A 17397-nucleotide genomic window follows, 5' to 3' on the forward strand; every position below is an offset into this window, starting at 1 on the left:
GCATGAAACTGAAATCGCTCAGCATTCCGGCCGTTGTGGCCACCCTGATTCTCGGCGCGAGCGGCGGCGCTGTGCTGACGGGAAACAACGGGAATGGCAACGGCAATGGCAATGGAAACGGCGGTCCGAATGGCGTCAAGGCCGCCATCTACACCGATGGCATCAGCGACTACGGTGTCGAGCGCGGCACAGATGCGAGCCTCTACAACGACTGGGGCAATGGTTGGAGCGAGGGCGAGACACCAAGCGTCCTGATCTACAGCCACACTCCGGGTCCGCGGCACGCCCACCTCGGGGATCGCCTCGACCCCGGGTTGAATCCGCCCCTGAACGAGTCCAACGTCGCCCAGGCGAACCTCAAGGAATGGCTTGAGGCCGAGGGCGTCGAGGTGAGTTGGACCGAGGATGTCGGCCAACTGTCCCGGCTCGGTGGTTACAACGGGGTGATCGCACTCAGCGCCAACCGCGATGCCTATGACGACGCGGCGCAGAACTCACTGAAAAAGTTTGTGCGTGGTGGTGGCGGCTTTGTCGGCATCCATAATGCCTTCGGTGCCGAATACAACTGGCCGTGGTACGAGGGTCTGCTGGGTGGCGCGAACTTCTACGATCACGGCCCCAACCGCGAGGGCACCGTCGAGACGGTGAACCGCAAGGACGTCTCCACCGAGAACCTTCCCCGCGAGTGGGGATACAAGGACGAGTGGTACAACCTGGTTCCCTTCCCCAGCTATGTCAACGTCCTCGCCAAGGTTGACGCGGAGACCAGCGACCCAGGGCGGGACTCCGGCCACCCGGGTCACGGTGACAATCACCCGGTCAGCTGGTGCCACTACTACGACGGTGGCAAGTCCTGGCTCACCACGTTGGGACACGATGTGAACACCTGGACCGACGCGGAGTTCGAGGGCAGCGAGTACTTTAAGGACCACGTGGTCAACGGCACCCTGAGCGCCATCGGTGTGAAGTCGTTCTGCCAGTCCTGATCACCGCCAGAAGGCCTGGGCGGGGCCCTGCGATCACCGCAGGGCCCCGCCCATCGGTCTGTCGGGGGCCGCACGCTCTGTCAGACGGCCGCCCAGTCAGGGACAGCTCGGTCAGGGGCAGCTCGGTCTGTCAGGAGGCGGGGCCGGTGTAGGTCGGCAGGATGCTCGGCGGGATGGGCCCCTTGATGCGGCCGCCCTGCTGGGTCTGCTCCCAGGCGTGGGCCAGGATGCCAGCAGACCGGCCGAGCACGAACAGGCCCCGGGCGAGCTCCGGGGGGACGCCGAGCTCGCCATAGATCATCGCGGTGACCCCATCGACATTGATGGGCACCGGCGTGGTGCGGCCCTCGTTGAGAATGCTCTCGACCGCCAGTCCGGCGTCCACGTGCAGGCCACGGATGTCGTTTGTGCTGCGCGCCTCCCGCAGCAACTCCAGGATCGGCTCCCGTCGTGGGTCCACAGGGTGGAACCGGTGCCCGAATCCGGGCAGATAGCGGGAGCGTGCCTGCCACCGCTGCACCACAGACCTGGTCACGGCCAGGAGGTCCTCGCCGGACCCCTCGTGCTCCTCGACGATCTCGTTGAGCAGCTCCACGCACTGCTGACCGGCTCCTCCGTGCACGTCGCCAAGCACATTGATGCCGTTGGCGACGGCACTGTTCAGGCCCACACCGCAGGTCGCGGCCATCCGTGCCGAGGCGATGGAGGGCGCCTGTGGGCCGTGGTCCACCGAAGCGACCAGTGCCGCCTCGAGCAACCGGTGCTGTCCCGGGGTGGGGAAGGTGCCGGAGACAAGCATCCAGACGACCTCGGTGAAGCTGTGCTCCCGCAGCAGGTCTCCGATGGGGTTGCCGCGCAACGAGATGCTGCCGGGCGCGATGTTGCTGATGTCTGTTGCCCACCACCCGGCGACCGCGCCGGTGGGGTCGACCTCGTTCACTGGACCTGCTCCGAGGTCTTCAGGGTGCGGTCTGGGTCGGTCGGTGGGTTGACGGTCGCGGAGCCGCTCCACTCGAGGAGGGCGTCGTTGTGTTCGCCCAGGATGGGCGGTGCGGACCGGGGTCCCAGGCTCTCCCCGTCGAACAGGACGCCATTGCTCATCACGGTGAGCACTCGATCGGGGTGCCCCGGGAAGTCGAGGTCGTGCAGGAAGTCACGCACGGCCAGCTGTGGCAGGGACAGGGCGCCGGGGACGGAGAGGATCCGTGCTGCCGGGACGCCGATCCCGTTGAGGGTCTCCTCCCACTCCGCAGCTGTCCGGGCGGCCAGTCCGGCGTTCACGGCAGCGTTGAGCGCGACGCGGTTTTCCTTGCGGGCCTCGCGCTCGGTGAACCGGGGGTCCTCCACCAGCTCGGGCTGGCCAATCGCCTCACACAGGGACACGAATTGTTGCTGCTGGTTGGCGGAGATGTTGAGTGGACCGTCGGCGGCGTCGAACGTGCCGGACGGTGCGGCGGTGAAGTTCTGGTTGCCCAGCGGGCTGGGCTCGATCCCGGCGCCGAGGAAGTTGCTCACGGCCCACCCCATGGTCGACAGCGAGGCCTCCAGCATGGAGACGTCCAGCGTGGCACCGACCCGGTTGCCATCGGCGTCCCGGGGGGCCAGGGAGGCGCAGATGGCGAGGGCCGCCATCATGCCGCCCACGGAGTCAGCGATCGGGAAGCCGACCCGCAGGGGGGCGGTCTCGGTCGTGCCGGTGATGCTCATGATGCCGGAGAGGCCCTGGATGATCTGGTCGTAGGCCGGCCGCTGGCTGAGCGGGCCGTCCTGCCCAAAGCCGGAGACAGCGCAATACACGAGGCTCGGGTTCCTGGCCCGCAGTTCGTCGGCCCCCAGGCCCAGGCGAGACATCACCCCGGGCCGGAAGTTCTCGACCACGACATCGGAGCGCGCGACCAGGCCCAGGAACACTGACTTGTCGTCCGGGTCCTTCAGGTTCAGCTCCACCGATTTCTTGCCGGCGTTCTGCGCGAGAAACGACACGCCGAGGCCCTGCCCGTTCAGCGTGGCATCGGCCCCCAGGGATCTGGCCAGGTCGCCGCTGCCGGGCTGCTCCACCTTGATGACCTCGGCCCCCAGCAGGGCGAGGTGATAGGTGCAATAGGGTCCGGCGAGGACGTTGGTCAGGTCGAGGACACGTATGCCGTCAAGTGGGCGAGCCATGAGCGATGGACCTCCGAGGTGGTCGGGTGGGACGAGGGGGCAGGCGGCGGGTCAGGTGTTCGCGCGCAGGGGGTGATCGATCCCGAGCTTGCTCATCGCCTCGGCCGCGTCAGCAAGCGTGCTGGCCAGTCCGGGGACCCGGTCGTCGGTGAACCGCACGGTGGGTCCGCTGAAGGTCAGCGCGGCCACCACCTGACCGTGAGCGGACCGGACCGGGGCGCCCACCGCAGACAGTCCCTGCTCGCGCTCCCCGTGGCTCACCGCAAAGCCGAGCGTGCGGACCTGCTCGATGTCGGCCAACAGGCTCTCCAGGGTCGGCGCGCCGGGGTGCGCCTCGGCATACAGGCTCTCCACGATGCTCGGGTCCGACTGGCTGAGCAGGATCTTGGAGGAGGCACCCGAGGTGAGGGGCAGCTGGTCGCCGATGCGCACTACGTGCCGCAGCGGCAGGGGGCTCTCTTCCTGCGCCACGCAGATGCGGGTGCGTCCGCGCCGGATATACAGATTGACCGTCTCCTGCTCGGCCGCGACAAGTTCCTTCATCACCTCGCGTGCCTGCGGGGGCAGCTCCCAGGCCTGGTTGGCTGCGAAGGCCCAGCGCCACAAGCCCGGGCCGGGGACGTATCCCCTGCTGGTCGAGGCCAGCAGGCCCTCGGTCTCCAGCGTGAAGAGCAATCGGAGCACTGTCGTCTTGGCCAGCCCGCTGGCCTCCACGATCTCGGAGATGCTCCGCGGCCGGTTCGAGCCGTTGGTGAACTGGCCCATGATGTCCAGGGCGCGCGTGACGCTGCGCACGGTCTGGTGACTCGCGCTCTGGTCGACCTCCAGGTCGACCACGTGGTCTGGGTTCTCGCTCATCGGATCAATTCACCCCTTGCGGTTTTGGCTGACGCTGGATACGTTAACATCAGTCCACACAATGGTCCAGATGATCCGCCTAGTGGTTTGAGAGGGTTCGATGGTCGTTCTAACCGAGACCGGGGAGCGCACAGAGCAGGAGCCGTTCCTGGTGCGCTGCTTCGTGCGTGGCAACTGGCAGGACACAGCGCAGACGGCTGAGCGCCACGGCCCGTATCACCGGCGCGTGGTGACGGTCACGTCGCAGGCAGATGCGGCTCTGGTGGACGAGGCGGTGGACGCAGCAACAGCCGGTCGCTCTGCCGTGGCCACCATGTCGCCCTCGGACCGGGCTGATGTCCTGGAGCGGGCCGCTGACCTGACCGACGAGCGGTCCGAGCAGATCGCCGAGCGCCTCGCGCTCGAGCTCGGCAAGCCGGTGCGCGACGGCCGCGGTGAGGCCCTGCGGGTCGCCGCAACCTTCCGCATCGCGGCTGCAGAGACCCGGCGGCTCGGCGGCAGCGTGCTCCCGGTCGAGGGATGGCCGCTGGGGCGCGGCAGCACCGTCCTGACCCGCAGCACGCCGGTCGGCGTCGTCCTGGCGATCACGCCATTCAACGCACCCGCAAACCTGTTGGCGCACAAGCTCGCTGCGTCTTTCGCGGCCGGCAACTCGACGATCATCAAGTCGCCGCCCCAGGCGCCGGCGTCCACCGCCATCGTGGTCGAGATCGCACTGGATGCCGGCGTGCCACCCGAGGCTCTGCAGTTGTTGCACGGCGGCGCCGACATCGGTGCCCAGCTGTGCGAGGCGCCGGGCATCGGTGCGGTGGCCTTCACCGGGTCGGCGGCAGCGGGAGCGGCCGTGGCCCGGGCGGCCGGGCCCAAGCGCACCGTGCTGGAGCTCGGGGGCAACGCCGCCACCATCGTCCACGTCGACGCCGACGTCGCCCAGGCGGCGGCTGCCTGTGCGCGCACCGGCTACAGCAACTCAGGGCAGTCCTGCATCTCGGTCCAACGCGTCTATGTGCACCGTTCCAGGTTCGACGAGTTCGTGGCGGCGTTCACCGAGCACGTCAATGCCCTCGTGGTCGGCGACCCGTTGGATCCAGCCACCGAGGTCGGCTCCATGGTGGATGACGATGCGGCAGTCCGCGTCGCGAGCTGGGTGCAGGAGGCACAGACCGAGGGTGGGACCGTGCCGACCGGGGGAGTGCGGACCAACGCCACCGTCACACCGGCCGTCGTCCTCGACCCTCCCGCGAGTGCCAAGGTTGTCCGTGAGGAGATCTTCGGCCCGGCCGTCGTCGTGCTCGGCTATGACGACCTGGACGCCGTCGTCCAGGAGTGCAACGAGAGCCGCTATGGCTTGCAGGCCGGACTGTTCACGCACGATGTGGGCACCGTCTTTGACCTGTGGCGTCGCCTCGAGGTCGGTGCACTGGTGATCAACGGCCCGTCCAACCACCGCCTCGACCACATCCCCTTCGGCGGGGTCAAGGACTCGGGGATCGGCCGTGAGTCGCCCGCCTTCATGATCGAGGACTTCATGACGACCTCGACTCTGCACCTGCGTGGCATCAGCCTCTGGAGCGAGTCCGCGTCCAGCGCCACCCCACACCGCAACGAGCAGGAGACCTCATGACCGTCGACGTCAGTTCCAACAGCCCGACGACGGAGGCGACGAACGCTCCGAACACACCGGGCACGGGAACGACCGGGGCGCACCTGCTGGTGCGGCAGCTCGAGGACTATGGCGTGGAGTTCATCTTCGGACTCTGCGGCCACACCAACATCGCCTTCCTCGACGCCCTCGCCGAGAGCTCCATCGACTTCATCACCTTCCGGCACGAGCAGACGGCCGCGCACGCGGCCGACGGCTATGCCCGCGAGTCGGGCAAGCCCGGGGTCGTGCTGACCCACGTCGGGCCCGGCATGATGAACGCCGTGACCGGGGTGGCCAGCGCGGCCATGGATTCGGTGCCGCTCGTGGTGATCAGCGGTGACATTCCTTCCTACTATCTCGGTCGGCACCCGCACCAGGAGGTCAACCTCCACAACGACGGCGATCAGAGCGCGATCTACCGCCCCTTCGTGAAACGTGCCTGGACCGTTCACCGCGTCGAGGACCTCTCCCGATTCGTCGAGCGTGCCTTCTGGACCTCCACCACCGGGCGCCCGGGTGCCACGCTGGTGAGCGTCCCGATGGACATGTTCTCCCGGGAGGTGGCTGGCGACGTCCCCGCACTGCCTCCACCGCCGCCCGCGCAGGCCGTCCCGGAAGGGGTGGGTCGTCGCATCGCAGAGAACCTGGCCGCAGCAACCAACCCCGTCCTCTACATCGGTGGTGGGGTCAACTCAGCCGACGGCAGAGGCGCAGTGCTGTCGGTGGCTGAGCACCTCGACATACCGATCATCCACTCCCTCATGGCCAAGGGCGCCATCGCCGACAGCCACCCGCTGGTGGCCGGTATGCCCGGGTTCTGGGGTGCGGAGCTGACCAACCAGCTCACCCGTGATGCGGACCTGGTCCTCGCCGTCGGCACCCGGTTCGCCGAGACCGACGCGAGCTCGTGGGACGGTGAGTCGACCTGGTCCTTCCCGCCGAGCCGACTGATCCAGATCGACCTCGACCCGGCCGAGATCGGGCGCAACTATCCCGTCGAGCTCGGGGTGGTGGCCGACGCGACGCAGACGCTCGCAGCCGTGGCGGCCGCCCTGACCGACGTCGCTCCCGACGGACGCGACCGTCCCGAGCTGCGGGCGCAGATCGCTGACAGCCGGGCCGAGGTGTTCTCCCGGATCACCAGTGCGGCTGACTCCGACCAGATGCCGTTGCGACCCCAGCGCATCCTGGCCGACCTGCGGGCTGCGGTCCCGGCCAACACGGTCCTGGTCACCGACGTCGGGTGGAACAAGAACGGCATCGCACAGTGCTATGAGTTGCCCGCGGAGGGACGTTTCATCACGCCGGGCGGCTCCTCCACGATGGGGTTCGGACCGGCTGCGGCCCTCGGCGTGCAGGTTGCGTCTCCGGACCGGCCGGTGGTTGCCCTGATCGGTGACGGCGGTCTGAGTGCACAGCTGGCGGCCCTGCCGACAGCGGCCGAGCGCGCCCTGCCGGTGATCTTCGTCGTGATGAACAACGCCTCCCACGGGACGATCTCGGATCTGCAGAGCTCGAGCTACGGCCGCAGCTATGGGTGCGATTTCCGTGACCGGGAGGGTCAGCCCTACTCACCCGACTTCGCAGCCCTGGGCATCTCCTGCGGGCTGGATGGCTATCGCGTCGAACAACCGGAGGACCTGCAGAAGCACCTAGAGAGCGCCCTGAAGAACCGCCGTCCGGCCGTGATCGACGTGCCGATGGTGAACGAGCCGGTCCCCACCCCGGGGCACTGGAACATCAAGGACATCTACCGAGGCGACTTCGCCTGAACCGCAGGGGGCGGGCTGACCTCAGCCCCGCCACCGACCCACCCCACAAGGAGTGATCACAATGAAGTGTTCCACGCACCTGCGCGGCATTGCCGGGCTCAGCATCGTGGCGCTGGCCCTGACGGCATGCTCGGGCGACAGCGAAGCCGGCGAGACATCCGGCGAGGCAGGAGGCGACGGAGGTGGCGGGGAGACCGTCACCCTGTCGCTCGCGCACAGTTATGCAACCAACCACCCGCACCAGACGTGCGGCGCCGAGCTCGTCAAGGAGCAGGTCGAGGGCGCCGACGTCGGCCTGGAGATCGAGATCTTCCCGGACAGCACCCTCGGGGGTCACGCCGAGAGGTTCGCGTCCGTGGTCTCCGGCGACATCGACATTGACATCCAGGGGCCGTCCGAGATCTCCGCGACGTTCGAGCCGGTGGGTGTGCTCGACGCGGCCTACGCCTTCGACGACGCGGACCACCTGTTCAGCTTCTTCGAGTCCGATGCGGGTGTTGAGCTGGGTGAGCAGATCATCGAGGGCAGCGGAGCGCGGATCCTCGCCCCGTGGTATTTCGGCATGCGGCACTTCACGTCGAACACGCCGCTCAACACCCCGGAAGACTTCGACGGCCTGCGGATGCGGTTCCCCGACACCCCACAGTTCCTGCAGAACGCCGAGGCGCTCGGTGCATCCCCGACCTCCGTCGCGTTCGAGGAGGTCTACATCTCCCTGCAGCAGGGAGTCGTCGATGGTCAGGAGAACCCGATCCCCACGATCGACTCGCTGGCCCTGCCCGAAGTCCAGTCCCACCTCAACCTCACCGGCCACATGGTTGGCATCCACATGATCGTGATGAACGAGGAGAAGTGGCAGTCCCTGGACGGTGACCAGCAGGAGACCCTGCAGTCCGTCTTCCAGGAGGTCCGCGACACCAACCGCGGCTGCATCGAGGACGCAGAGAACGAGCTGGTCGAGCAGTGGGAGGCCGAGGGCACGATGGAGATCGTCGAGCCGGACGTCGAGGCCTTCCGGACCAAGGCCGAGGAGTTCTTCACCAGTGAGCTCGACGGCGAGAAGCTCGAGCTCTACCAGACGATCCGCGACCAGGCCTGACCACTCTCCCGCCGCGGGAGGGTCCCTGAGACCCTCCTGCGGCGGGAGCGAGTTTGCCCCCGACACTCAACCGTGAGGAGCGATGAATGACCGCACCTACCCCTACGGCTTCCGGCGCGCGCACCCTGCCGCGCAGGTTGGTCCGCGTCCTTGACCTCGCAGAGCAGACCGTCGGTGCCATCTGCCTCGGTGTGATCCTGGTGCTGGTCTCGATCCAGGTCGTCCAGCGGGTCACCACGGGGGGCAGTTGGGTGTGGTCAGGGGAGTTTGCCAAGTACGCCATGGTCTGGTTGACCTTCATCCTGGCCGCCCATCTGCTGCGCACCGACGGGCACCTCAAGGTCGACGTCATCGAGCAGTGGTTGACACCCCGGGGCGAGCGCATCATGACCCGGATCACTGACGGCCTCATCGCCGTCTCCTGCTGGGGGCTCGTGTGGGCAGGGTGGGGCCTGCTCACGGCACCCTTCCTGGGCTCGGCGCCAGCTTCCGGCGTGCCCCTGGTGATCGTGTATGCCGGGCCGGTGGTCGGGCTGGTCCTGATCGCACTCACAGCCACCTGGTTCGCCATCGTCGGGCGCTCGCCAGAGGATCAGTCCGATGAACAGCAGCTTCCAGAAGGAGTTCTCTAGAGATGGCCATGATCCTTCTCGCGGTGGCCGTGGTGGTCCTGCTGTTGCTCCGGGTGCCGGTTGCCTTCGCGATCCTCGGACCCTCCGTGGTCTATCTCGTGACGACCGGGTCCTCCCTGGAGCTCGGTCTGCGCACGGCGATCAACGGCGTGGACAGCTGGCCCCTGTTGGCCGTCCCGCTCTTCGTCCTGCTCGGCGTGATCGCCAACCACGCCGGCATCGCGGACCGGCTCTTTGACTTTGCACTGGCTCTGCTCGGCCGGGTGCGCGGCGGACTGGCCTACGTCAACATCGGTTCCAGTGTCGGGTTCTCCTGGATGAGTGGCTCGGCCCTGGCGGACGCGGCCGGACTCGGCTCGGTCCAGGTTCCAGCGATGCAGAGGGAGGGCTACCCAGCACGGTTCGCAGTGGGGCTCACCGGCGCCTCGAGCCTCATCTCGCCCGTCATGCCACCGAGCATTCCCGCGGTCGTCTTCGCGTCGGTCGCGGGTGTCTCCACCGGGGCCCTGTTTGCGGCGTCGGTCCTGCCCGCTTTCCTCATCGCTCTCGGTCTGGTGATCTACGTCTGGTTCTGGGCGCGTCGCCAGACCTTCCTGAAGACCCAGGCCTTCCGCTGGCAGGTCGTGCTCGCGACCGGCAAGCGAGCCGTGGCCGGTCTGCTGACACCGGTCCTGGTCATCGGCGGCATCCTGGGTGGCTTCTTCACGCCGACTGAGGCGGCTGCTGCTGGCTGTGTCTACATGTTGGTCCTCGGGTTCGGCTATCGCACGCTCAGGGTCCGTGACCTAGCGCCGGTGCTGCGCAACGCGGCCGTGACCTCGGCAGCCATCATGGTGATCATCGGAGCCACCTCCCTGCTCGGATGGATCCTGGCCAAGGAGCAGGTCCCGAGTGCGATCGCCCAGTGGATGACCGGGCTCACGGACAGTCCGACGGTCTTCCTGCTCCTGGCGGTGGGCCTGCTGATCGTGCTCGGCGCGATCATGGAGCCGACGTCGGCCCTGGTGCTGAGCGTTCCCATCCTGTTGCCGGTCGCCAAGACCTTCGGGATCGACCCCATCCACTTTGGCGTGATCGTGGTCCTCACGCTGATGATCGGTCTGCTGACACCGCCAGTGGGTCCGGTCGCCTTCGTGCTGAGCTCGGTCACCAAGATCCCCGTGCGTGAGGTGTTCCGGGGGTTGCTCCCCTTCATGGTGCCACTGGTCAGCGTCGTGATCCTGCTGGTGTTCTTCCCCGGCCTGATCTGGACTCCTGAGTTGTAGGTCTGCGCGACCGGCCAACTCGATCCTTGAGTGGCGCTGCGCTCGGTGGACCTTTGTCTCAGGCGCTGGCGCGCTCGGTGGGTCCGTTTCTCAGGCGCTGGCGCGCTCCGTCAGAAGCCGTTGGGGGTGGAGTATTCGATCTTGGGGCAGGTGTCCATCACGACGCTGAGCCCGGCGTCCTTGGCCCGCTGGGCGGCGTCCTCGTCGATCACGCCGAGCTGGAGCCACAGGGCGGTGATGCCCAGGCGCTCGGCCTGCTCGATCGCCTCGTCGACGACGGCGCCGACGCGCTGGGAGTTCACGAAGCAGTCGACCACGTCGACGGTCGTGCCGTCGGGGATGTCGGACAGCGAGGCGTAGGCCTTCTCGCCGAGCGTGGCCTCAGCGCGCGGGTGCACCGGGATGACGCGGTGGCCGAGTGTCTCCTGCAGGAACCTGGCGACGCCGTAGGCAGTGCGGGAGGTATTGGCCGACAACCCCACCACCGCCCAGGTTGCCGACGTGTGCAGCAGCCGGGTGATGACGCTGTCGTCGTTGCGGTGCAGTCGACGTGTCTCGGTCATACCCCCAGTATCGCGCGTCAGGCCAGCCAATGCACACGCCCCGGGTGGGCACCGACGAAACCACCGGCATACGTTGGGTCCATGCGCTTCGGAATCTTTGTGCCCCAGGGCTGGCGGATGGACCTGCACGGAATCGAGCCGGCCGACCAGTGGCAGACGATGCGGGACCTCGCGGTCCGCGCGGACGAGCACCCCGAGTGGGAGTCGCTCTGGGTCTATGACCACTTCCACACCACGCCAGAGCCCTCGCAGGACCCGTGCCATGAGGCCTGGACCCTCATGGCAGCCATCGGAGCTGTCACTTCGCGCGTGCGCCTCGGGCAGATGTGCACGTGCATGAGCTATCGCAACCCGGCCTATCTGGCCAAGGTTGCCGCGACGGTCGACATCGTCAGTGGTGGCCGCACAGAGATGGGCATCGGGGCGGGCTGGTATGAGCACGAGTGGCGTGCCTACGGCTACGGCTTCCCGCGGGCGGGTGAGCGCCTGGCGCGGCTGCGTGAGGGCGTCGAGATCTTCCGGCAGGCCTGGACGACGGGCTCGGCCACCCTCGACGGAGAGCACTATCAGGTCGACGGTGCCCTGGTGCACCCGCGACCGCTGCAGGGCACCAGCCTGCCGGGCTCGGAGGCCAACGGGATCCCGATGTGGATCGCCGGTGGTGGCGAGAAGAAGACGCTGCGCATCGCCGCGGAGTATGCCGACTACACCAACTTCTCCGGTGACCTCGAGGGCTTCACGCACAAGTCCGAGGTGCTCGCCGGCCACTGCAAGGACATCGGTCGCGACGTCGACAGCATCGTGCGCAGCTCCAACTACAACACCGCCATCGGTCGGGACGAGGCCGAGGTCGAGGAGCGTCTGGCCTGGCTGCGCAACCACCTGATCATCACCGGGCAGTCTGAGGACAAGGCCGACGCCGCCGTGGCAAGCATGCGCAAGCAGCCTGCTGTCGGCACCCCGGAGCAGATCGTGGAGAAGATGGGCACCCTGCGTGATGCGGGCCTGGGCTACTCCATCCACTACTTCGCCGAAGCGGCCTGGGACACCTCCGGTATCGAGCTCTTCGAGTCCGAGGTCATCCCCGCACTCGCCGGGTGAGCTGGGCTGGCCTCAGCCGCAGCCGCAGCCGCAGCCTCAGCGGTGCAGGGGCCAGGTGGCGCCAGCGGTGAAGACCGCCCACACCAGGACCGCGGTGACGGCCATCACCGCGACGTCGAGGACACCGACCCGCAGATAGGCCAGGCGGATCCGTCGCCCGTCGGGGTGCTGCGTGGCATAGGTGAACCCGCGCGTCTCCAGGGCCTCGACGGTGGTGCGCACCGAGGCGGCGGTGTTGAGCATGATCGGATAGAACGCCCGCACCGCCATGCTCACCCAGTGCACCACCACCCGCCAGCCCAGGATGCCCGGGTGCTGGGGCGGCGCGGACCGCAGGCGGTAGCCGTCGAAGACGGTGGTGTACTCCTCCACCAGGATCGGCAGCATCCGGTAGCCATAGGAGACGCCGAAGCACAGCAGCGCCGGCGCCCGCAGCGAGAGCAGCGCGTCGGAGAGCTTCTCCGGGTCGAGGGAGACGAAGGCCGCCATGCTCGCCATCGACACGGCGCCGAGTTTGAGGTTGAGGGTCATCAGCGCGGCCAGGGTGTCCAGGTTGCCACCGAACAGCAGGGCCGCGGCGAAGGTGTAGATCACATCGAAGCCGAGCCCGATCACGAACAGGCCCAGGATGAGGGGCCCGACGCGCGCCAGGATGACCGCGACGATGCCGAGCAGGAAGAGCCCGGCGAGCACCGTGATGTTGTGGGTCAGCCACGGCACGACGGCCAGCACGGCATACCAGAACAGGACGATGCGTGGATCCATCCTGGAGAACAGTCCGCCACGGGTGCTGTAGGCCGTGCGGAGCAGCTCGAGCTTGATCCACTCGACGGACAGCACGTCACGCTGCTGGCGGGCCATCAGCCGCTCACCACAGCGGGAGTATGCCGAGCGTCCGCCAGGTCGGCGGCCGTCCGGTCCGCGGGGGGCTGGGTCTGCGACGGGGCGTCGTGCGGGGTGCACCGCGCCACGAACTCCTCGACGTCCAGCGGCGCCGGCCGCAGGCCGAGAGCGGTGCCCAACTGGGTGATCTGCGGCGGCACGAGCCGGGCGCGGGCGACGATGTCGGGCTGGGAGAACAGGTCGCGCGGGCTGAGGTCGGCCAGCACCTGCCCCTGATCGAGCACGATGACCCGGGTGGCCCAACTGGCGACGAGTTGCATGTCGTGGCTGGCGACGACGGCGCAGCGCAGCGACCCGGACAGCGCCGCGAGGGTGGCGATCATGTCGTCGCGGCTGCTGATGTCCAGGCTGGAGGTCGGCTCGTCGAGGAGCAACAGGTGGGGGCGCATCGCGAGCCCGATGGCCAGGCTGCCGCGCCGCTGCTGCCCGCCCGAGAGCGACCGACCGTCCGCCTCGGCGTGCTCGCTCAGCCGCACCTGGGCGAGCACCTGCTCGACGGTCTCAGCCGCGCCGGGCAGCTTGCGCCCGATCGGGAACATGCCCACGTCCTTGCGCAGGCTGTCCTGCAGGAACATCTCCTGGGGGTGCTGATAGAGATAGGCCACCCGGTCGGCCATCCGGACGGCCGAGTGGTCGCGGGTGTTGTGACCCTCGATCTCGACCTCGCCCGAGCGCGGCACGATCAGCCCGGTGAGCAGCTTCAGCAGGGTCGTCTTGCCGGCGCCGTTGCTGCCGACCAGAGCGACGCGCTCGCCCTCGTGCAGCTCCAGCGAGAGATCCCGCAGCACCGGGTTGAGCCGCCCACTGACGCTGCGATAACCGTGGGTGACGCGGTCCAGCCGGGCAACCACGCGCTCGGTGGGGGTGACTTTGGGCAACACCGTGCGCTCGGTGGGGGTGATTTTGGGCAACACCGTGCGCTCGGTCGGGGTGGCTGCGGGACCGGCGGAGGTGTCGAGCACCCGGTGACGTCGGATCGCCGCTGCGGCCTCGGTCACCGTCAGGGGTGTCTCGGGGATCCCCAGGAGAGTCGCGGCGCGCACCACGGACGGAGCCGGGATGCCGTGTGCCGCAAGGTCGGACGAGCGGGTCATCGCCTCCCGGACCGGCAGGTGCCACACGGGTGCGCCGCCGGCCACGAGGACCACCGATCGGGCGAACTCGGCGATGAACTCCGGGTGGTGCTCGATGGTGACGATCGTGATGCCCTGCTCGGTGTTGAGCCGGGCCAGCTGCTCATAGACAGCACGGGCCCGGGCGGGGTCCAGCTCGGCTGCGGGCTCGTCCACCACGATGGTGCGCGGGCGCAGTGCCAGCACCGACGCCAACGCCGTCAGGTGGGCCTGACCTCCAGAGAGCTGCCAGACAAACCGGTCGGAGAGCTCGCTGATGCCGAGCAGCTCCATCGCCTCACGGGAGCGCTCGGCGTGGTCGGCCAGACCGAAGTTGATCGGGCCGAACGAGATCTCGTCGCGCACGGTCGGGCGGACCAACTGGTTCTGGAAGTCCTGATAGACGTAGCCGACCTGCGTGGACAGCTCCCCGACGGTGCTCTCCCAGGTGTCCTGTCCATCGACGCGGACCTGGCCATAGAAGTCGCCATTCCAAAAGTGCGGGACCAGGCCGTTGAAGGTCTTGCACAAGGTGGTCTTGCCCGAGCCGTTGCCGCCGACGACCGCCACGAAGTCGCCCTGCTCAATGGTCAGGTTCAGGTCGTGCAGGGTGTCGTGGTCCGCACCGGGATAGCGGAAGGAGAGGTCACGGACCTCGATGGCGGGCGTCGGCATACGGGGTCCTCAGCCGCGTGGGGTGCGTCGTTCGGTGGTCCGCTGGCTGGCGCGGAACAGGACGACGGAGACGATCAGGACCACCAGGACCGCGCCGGCACCGACCCAGATGAAGTTGTCGCCGAACCGGTCGAGGAAGTCGGGCTCCCAGGCGCCGGGTGCCAGGTCGAAGGCCTCCATGAAGGCCAGACCGAACGAGGCCAGGGCCAGCAGGACGAAGGCGGCCACGAAGGTCGCGTTCTTCGGTGCGTTGCCGGGGATCGGCTCACCGGGCACACGGGGGCGCAGGCCCATCAGGGGCTCGATCTTGCCGTGCAGTTGGGGGATCAGCCACATGGCCGGGATGGCGCCGAGCAGGATGCCGCTCATCACGATGTCCACGCCGAAACCGATGGTCTCCAGGGCCAGGACCGACTCAGGCAACCCCTCGACATACTCCGCGTCCTCCACGCCGATCCACACCTTGCTCAGGTCGACGGCGGCCGAGAGCAGCTTGTCGATCACCACGACCATGACTGCGGCAGTGAAGATCTGGGCGCGGTTGCGCGGGTTGCGCACCATCGAGCCGGCGATATAGATCGCCAGGAACATCTGGATGTAGCCCTCGAGCTCGGCGAGCCCGGAGAAGTCGCCCATCAGCAGGTCGGTGAAGATGATCTCGCCGAGCGGCGCGCCGAGGGCGGCCCAGAGCGGACTGAACAGCGCCGCGACGACCAGCGGCACGAAGACCATGTAGGAGACCGAGATGTCGACCGGCCCCAGGGTCACGTCAGGGATGACCTCCAGGATGATGTTCGCCAGCCCAAACAGTGACATGGACAGCACGAAGATCATCAGCTTCTGCGGCGTGGACAGCTCATAGGTGCGGACGGAGTCGACGGTGCCGCGCAGGGCGCCGCGGCGCTGCTGGCTCTCGGGGGTGTGGGTGGTGCTCATCAGGCAGTCCTTTGCGTGTCAGGGGTGTGCTCGGGAGTGGGGTATGCCGTGGCGTGCGGTGGGTGGTCGAGGGTGGCGGTCAGCAGGGGGATGAGGTCGGCGGGGGAGTCAATGAGGTCGGTGACCAGGCCGGTGTCGAGGGCGCGTTGCAGCGTCTCGTTGCTGCCCTTGCCACCGCGGGTCAGCACGCGGCGGCCGATGCCAGCGATGTGCGCGGCGACGCCGTCGGTGCGAGCCTGGTCGCCCAGGAACCAACTGGCGCTCGCCGGGGCGTCGACCATCGACAGGGCCTCACGGATCAGGGCGACATCGGGCTTGCGGCGGCCCACCTCGTCGGAGAAGACATAGCCACTGATCAGTGGCTCCAGCCCGTGACCGACCAGGCGCTCGCGCACGCCGCGCCCGCTGACCGTGTTGGAGACGAGCACGACGGGGATGCCCTGGTCGCGGCACCACTCCAGCAGTGCCTTCATGCCCTGGCGGAGGGTGTGCTCGGCCTTGACGGTGTACCACCGGTGCATCAGGTCGTGGGCGTGGGCGCGCAGGACGGCGCGGACCCGCTCGGGAGCGTCGGCGCCAACGTGGTCGGCCCAGAGGACGGCTGGCCCGGGCTGCGGCACCTCCTGGGCCCCGTCCAGCAGGTGCTTGGTGGCCCGATAGCTCGCCACGCCGTCCCGGACCATGGTCGTCGCGGTCTCGGGGCTCAGCTCGAGCCCGCCGGTGCTGAGCAGATCGGAGAGGTGGGCGCCCAGGACGGCCGCTGCGTCCGGGTCACTCTGCGACGTGGAGACGACGCCGCCGTGGTCCAGGAGGAGGGCAGTCGGCGGCGCGCCGCGCCCGGTCCTGGAGGGGCGGGACGGTGCTGGTTGGCGCACGGCAGTCTCCCTGCTGGCCCGCAGGGTGGCGAGCACACCCTCCGGGGTGGCGAACGTCCCGTCCGCCTGGGCGGTGACCGCGAACGGCGGGTTGTCGGTGTGCCGGGTCCTGGTGACCAGGACGGCAGCCACTCCGGCGCGGCGACCGACGACCACGTCGCGGTCCTGGGTGTCGCCGACATACCAGCAGTCGGCCGGCGTCAGGCCGAGCGCCTGGGCCGCCAGGTCGATCATCCCGGGGTGGGGCTTGCGGATCCCGACCTCGTCGGAATAGACCTGCACGGCGAACCGGTGGCCCAGACCGAGGTCGTCCAGGATCCGCCGGTGATGGCGACCGCTGTGGGCGTTGCTGACGATGCCGATCGGGATGCCACGGGCCGCACACTCCGAGAGCAGCTCCGGGATCCCGGGGCGCAGGTGGTGCTCGCTGATCCGGTCGCCCATCACCTCCAGGATCTCCGGGGCGTGGCCCACCAGGATCGCCCGCGCCGCGTCCGGCAGGTCCGCGGCGAGGAAGTCGCCCACGATCTCCCGGTGGCTGAGCTCGCGCGGCTCCGGCCTGCGGCTCGAGGCGTTCTTCCAGGCCTTCAACGCCGTCAGCGCCGCGTCCAGGGAGGCCCGCAACTGGTCCGTCGGGACCGGCTGGCCGGCCCGGTCCAGGAGCCCCGCCAGGTGGGTGACGACCTCCGCACGCCCGGTCGGGCGCTTGGCGGTCTCGATGATCACCCCGCCAAAGTCGAGCAGCATCCCACGGGGCGCGGGCAGGGAGACGGGAGCATTCGGCATACGGCAGGGGTCCTGTCGGGGAGGGC

General features: G+C 68.5%; 15 protein-coding genes. 7 read left to right on the forward strand and 8 right to left on the reverse strand.

Features of this window, described 5'->3' with window-relative positions; translation table 11 throughout:
- Nucleotides 1–2: 2 nt before the first annotated feature.
- The gene (locus NF556_RS05300) at nt 3–986 is read left to right on the forward strand and encodes a ThuA domain-containing protein (RefSeq protein WP_252594447.1); all 984 of its coding nucleotides are present in this window, start codon (nt 3–5) and stop codon (nt 984–986) included.
- 130 nt (nt 987–1116) lie between these two features.
- On the opposite strand, the gene NF556_RS05305 is transcribed toward NF556_RS05300, so the two are convergent.
- Genes NF556_RS05305 through NF556_RS05315 form a run of 3 tightly spaced genes read right to left on the reverse strand, consistent with a single transcriptional unit; the run spans nt 1117 to nt 4007 of the window.
- Nucleotides 1117–1926 carry a citryl-CoA lyase gene (locus NF556_RS05305; protein ID WP_252594448.1) on the reverse strand — a complete coding sequence of 270 codons (810 nt, stop codon included), beginning with the start codon at nt 1924–1926 and terminating at the stop codon, nt 1117–1119.
- Nucleotides 1923–3149, reverse strand: coding sequence for a CaiB/BaiF CoA transferase family protein (locus tag NF556_RS05310; RefSeq protein ID WP_252594449.1), 1227 nt, complete (start codon nt 3147–3149; stop codon nt 1923–1925). Before NF556_RS05310 ends, NF556_RS05305 begins: the two co-directional genes overlap by 4 nt.
- Nucleotides 3150–3200: 51 nt before the next feature.
- A complete protein-coding gene (locus tag NF556_RS05315; RefSeq protein WP_252594450.1) occupies nt 3201–4007 on the reverse strand; it encodes an IclR family transcriptional regulator in 807 nt (268 codons plus the stop codon).
- A gap of 100 nt (nt 4008–4107) precedes the next feature.
- On the opposite strand from NF556_RS05315, the gene NF556_RS05320 reads away from it, so the two are divergent.
- The 5 genes from NF556_RS05320 (at nt 4108) to NF556_RS05340 (ending at nt 10420) form a co-directional block, all read left to right on the forward strand.
- Nucleotides 4108–5631, forward strand: coding sequence for an aldehyde dehydrogenase family protein (locus NF556_RS05320; protein WP_252594451.1), 1524 nt, complete (start codon nt 4108–4110; stop codon nt 5629–5631).
- Entirely contained in the window at nt 5628–7424 is a 1797-nt protein-coding gene (locus tag NF556_RS05325) for a thiamine pyrophosphate-binding protein (RefSeq protein ID WP_252594452.1), read from the forward strand. Before NF556_RS05320 ends, NF556_RS05325 begins: the two co-directional genes overlap by 4 nt.
- Nucleotides 7425–7485: 61 nt before the next feature.
- The gene (locus tag NF556_RS05330; protein WP_252594453.1) at nt 7486–8523 is read left to right on the forward strand and encodes a DctP family TRAP transporter solute-binding subunit; all 1038 of its coding nucleotides are present in this window, start codon (nt 7486–7488) and stop codon (nt 8521–8523) included.
- Nucleotides 8524–8609: 86 nt separating this feature from the next.
- On the forward strand, nt 8610–9155 hold the full coding sequence (locus NF556_RS05335) for a TRAP transporter small permease (RefSeq protein ID WP_252594454.1): 546 nt from the start codon (nt 8610–8612) through the stop codon (nt 9153–9155).
- Nucleotides 9156–9157: 2 nt separating this feature from the next.
- Nucleotides 9158–10420, forward strand: a complete 1263-nt coding sequence (locus NF556_RS05340) for a TRAP transporter large permease (protein ID WP_252594455.1) — start codon at nt 9158–9160, stop codon at nt 10418–10420.
- Between the two features lie 110 nt (nt 10421–10530).
- Here NF556_RS05340 and NF556_RS05345 read toward each other — a convergent pair whose 3' ends face one another.
- Nucleotides 10531–10983: a CoA-binding protein gene (locus NF556_RS05345; RefSeq protein WP_252594456.1), complete on the reverse strand. Its 453-nt coding sequence runs from the start codon at nt 10981–10983 to the stop codon at nt 10531–10533.
- An 81-nt stretch (nt 10984–11064) separates the two neighbouring features.
- Between NF556_RS05345 and NF556_RS05350 the strand changes: the two genes are divergently transcribed.
- Nucleotides 11065–12084 carry an LLM class F420-dependent oxidoreductase gene (locus tag NF556_RS05350; RefSeq protein WP_252594457.1) on the forward strand — a complete coding sequence of 340 codons (1020 nt, stop codon included), beginning with the start codon at nt 11065–11067 and terminating at the stop codon, nt 12082–12084.
- Between the two features lie 36 nt (nt 12085–12120).
- Here the strand turns inward: NF556_RS05350 and NF556_RS05355 are convergent, their stop codons facing one another.
- Genes NF556_RS05355 through NF556_RS05375 form a run of 4 tightly spaced genes read right to left on the reverse strand, consistent with a single transcriptional unit; the run spans nt 12121 to nt 17371 of the window.
- Nucleotides 12121–12945, reverse strand: a complete 825-nt coding sequence (locus tag NF556_RS05355) for an energy-coupling factor transporter transmembrane component T family protein (RefSeq protein ID WP_252594458.1) — start codon at nt 12943–12945, stop codon at nt 12121–12123.
- On the reverse strand, nt 12945–14774 hold the full coding sequence (locus NF556_RS21340; protein ID WP_256829745.1) for an ABC transporter ATP-binding protein: 1830 nt from the start codon (nt 14772–14774) through the stop codon (nt 12945–12947). Before NF556_RS21340 ends, NF556_RS05355 begins: the two co-directional genes overlap by 1 nt.
- 9 nt (nt 14775–14783) lie before the next feature.
- Entirely contained in the window at nt 14784–15710 is a 927-nt protein-coding gene (locus NF556_RS05370; RefSeq protein WP_252594459.1) for a DUF8171 family membrane protein, read from the reverse strand.
- Complete coding sequence (locus tag NF556_RS05375) at nt 15710–17371, reverse strand: HAD family hydrolase (protein ID WP_252594460.1); 1662 nt, start codon at nt 17369–17371, stop codon at nt 15710–15712. Before NF556_RS05375 ends, NF556_RS05370 begins: the two co-directional genes overlap by 1 nt.
- Between the last annotated feature and the right edge of the window lie 26 nt (nt 17372–17397).

It is taken from the genome of Ornithinimicrobium faecis, assembly GCF_023923225.1.
Classification (GTDB): domain Bacteria; phylum Actinomycetota; class Actinomycetes; order Actinomycetales; family Dermatophilaceae; genus Ornithinicoccus; species Ornithinicoccus faecis.

Excerpts from the sequence above, each read along its gene's own strand:
- NF556_RS05370 (WP_252594459.1), bottom strand. The coding sequence starts at position 15,710 with ATGAGCACCACCCACACCCCCGAGAGCCAGCAGCGCCGCGGCGCCCTG.
- NF556_RS05310 (WP_252594449.1), bottom strand. The coding sequence starts at position 3,149 with ATGGCTCGCCCACTTGACGGCATACGTGTCCTCGACCTGACCAACGTC.
- NF556_RS05320 (WP_252594451.1), top strand. The coding sequence starts at position 4,108 with ATGGTCGTTCTAACCGAGACCGGGGAGCGCACAGAGCAGGAGCCGTTC.
- NF556_RS05330 (WP_252594453.1), top strand. The coding sequence starts at position 7,486 with ATGAAGTGTTCCACGCACCTGCGCGGCATTGCCGGGCTCAGCATCGTG.
- NF556_RS21340 (WP_256829745.1), bottom strand. The coding sequence starts at position 14,774 with ATGCCGACGCCCGCCATCGAGGTCCGTGACCTCTCCTTCCGCTATCCC.
- NF556_RS05375 (WP_252594460.1), bottom strand. The coding sequence starts at position 17,371 with ATGCCGAATGCTCCCGTCTCCCTGCCCGCGCCCCGTGGGATGCTGCTC.
- NF556_RS05325 (WP_252594452.1), top strand. The coding sequence starts at position 5,628 with ATGACCGTCGACGTCAGTTCCAACAGCCCGACGACGGAGGCGACGAAC.
- NF556_RS05350 (WP_252594457.1), top strand. The coding sequence starts at position 11,065 with ATGCGCTTCGGAATCTTTGTGCCCCAGGGCTGGCGGATGGACCTGCAC.
- NF556_RS05300 (WP_252594447.1), top strand. The coding sequence starts at position 3 with ATGAAACTGAAATCGCTCAGCATTCCGGCCGTTGTGGCCACCCTGATT.
- NF556_RS05355 (WP_252594458.1), bottom strand. The coding sequence starts at position 12,945 with ATGGCCCGCCAGCAGCGTGACGTGCTGTCCGTCGAGTGGATCAAGCTC.
- NF556_RS05315 (WP_252594450.1), bottom strand. The coding sequence starts at position 4,007 with ATGAGCGAGAACCCAGACCACGTGGTCGACCTGGAGGTCGACCAGAGC.
- NF556_RS05340 (WP_252594455.1), top strand. The coding sequence starts at position 9,158 with ATGGCCATGATCCTTCTCGCGGTGGCCGTGGTGGTCCTGCTGTTGCTC.
- NF556_RS05335 (WP_252594454.1), top strand. The coding sequence starts at position 8,610 with ATGACCGCACCTACCCCTACGGCTTCCGGCGCGCGCACCCTGCCGCGC.
- NF556_RS05345 (WP_252594456.1), bottom strand. The coding sequence starts at position 10,983 with ATGACCGAGACACGTCGACTGCACCGCAACGACGACAGCGTCATCACC.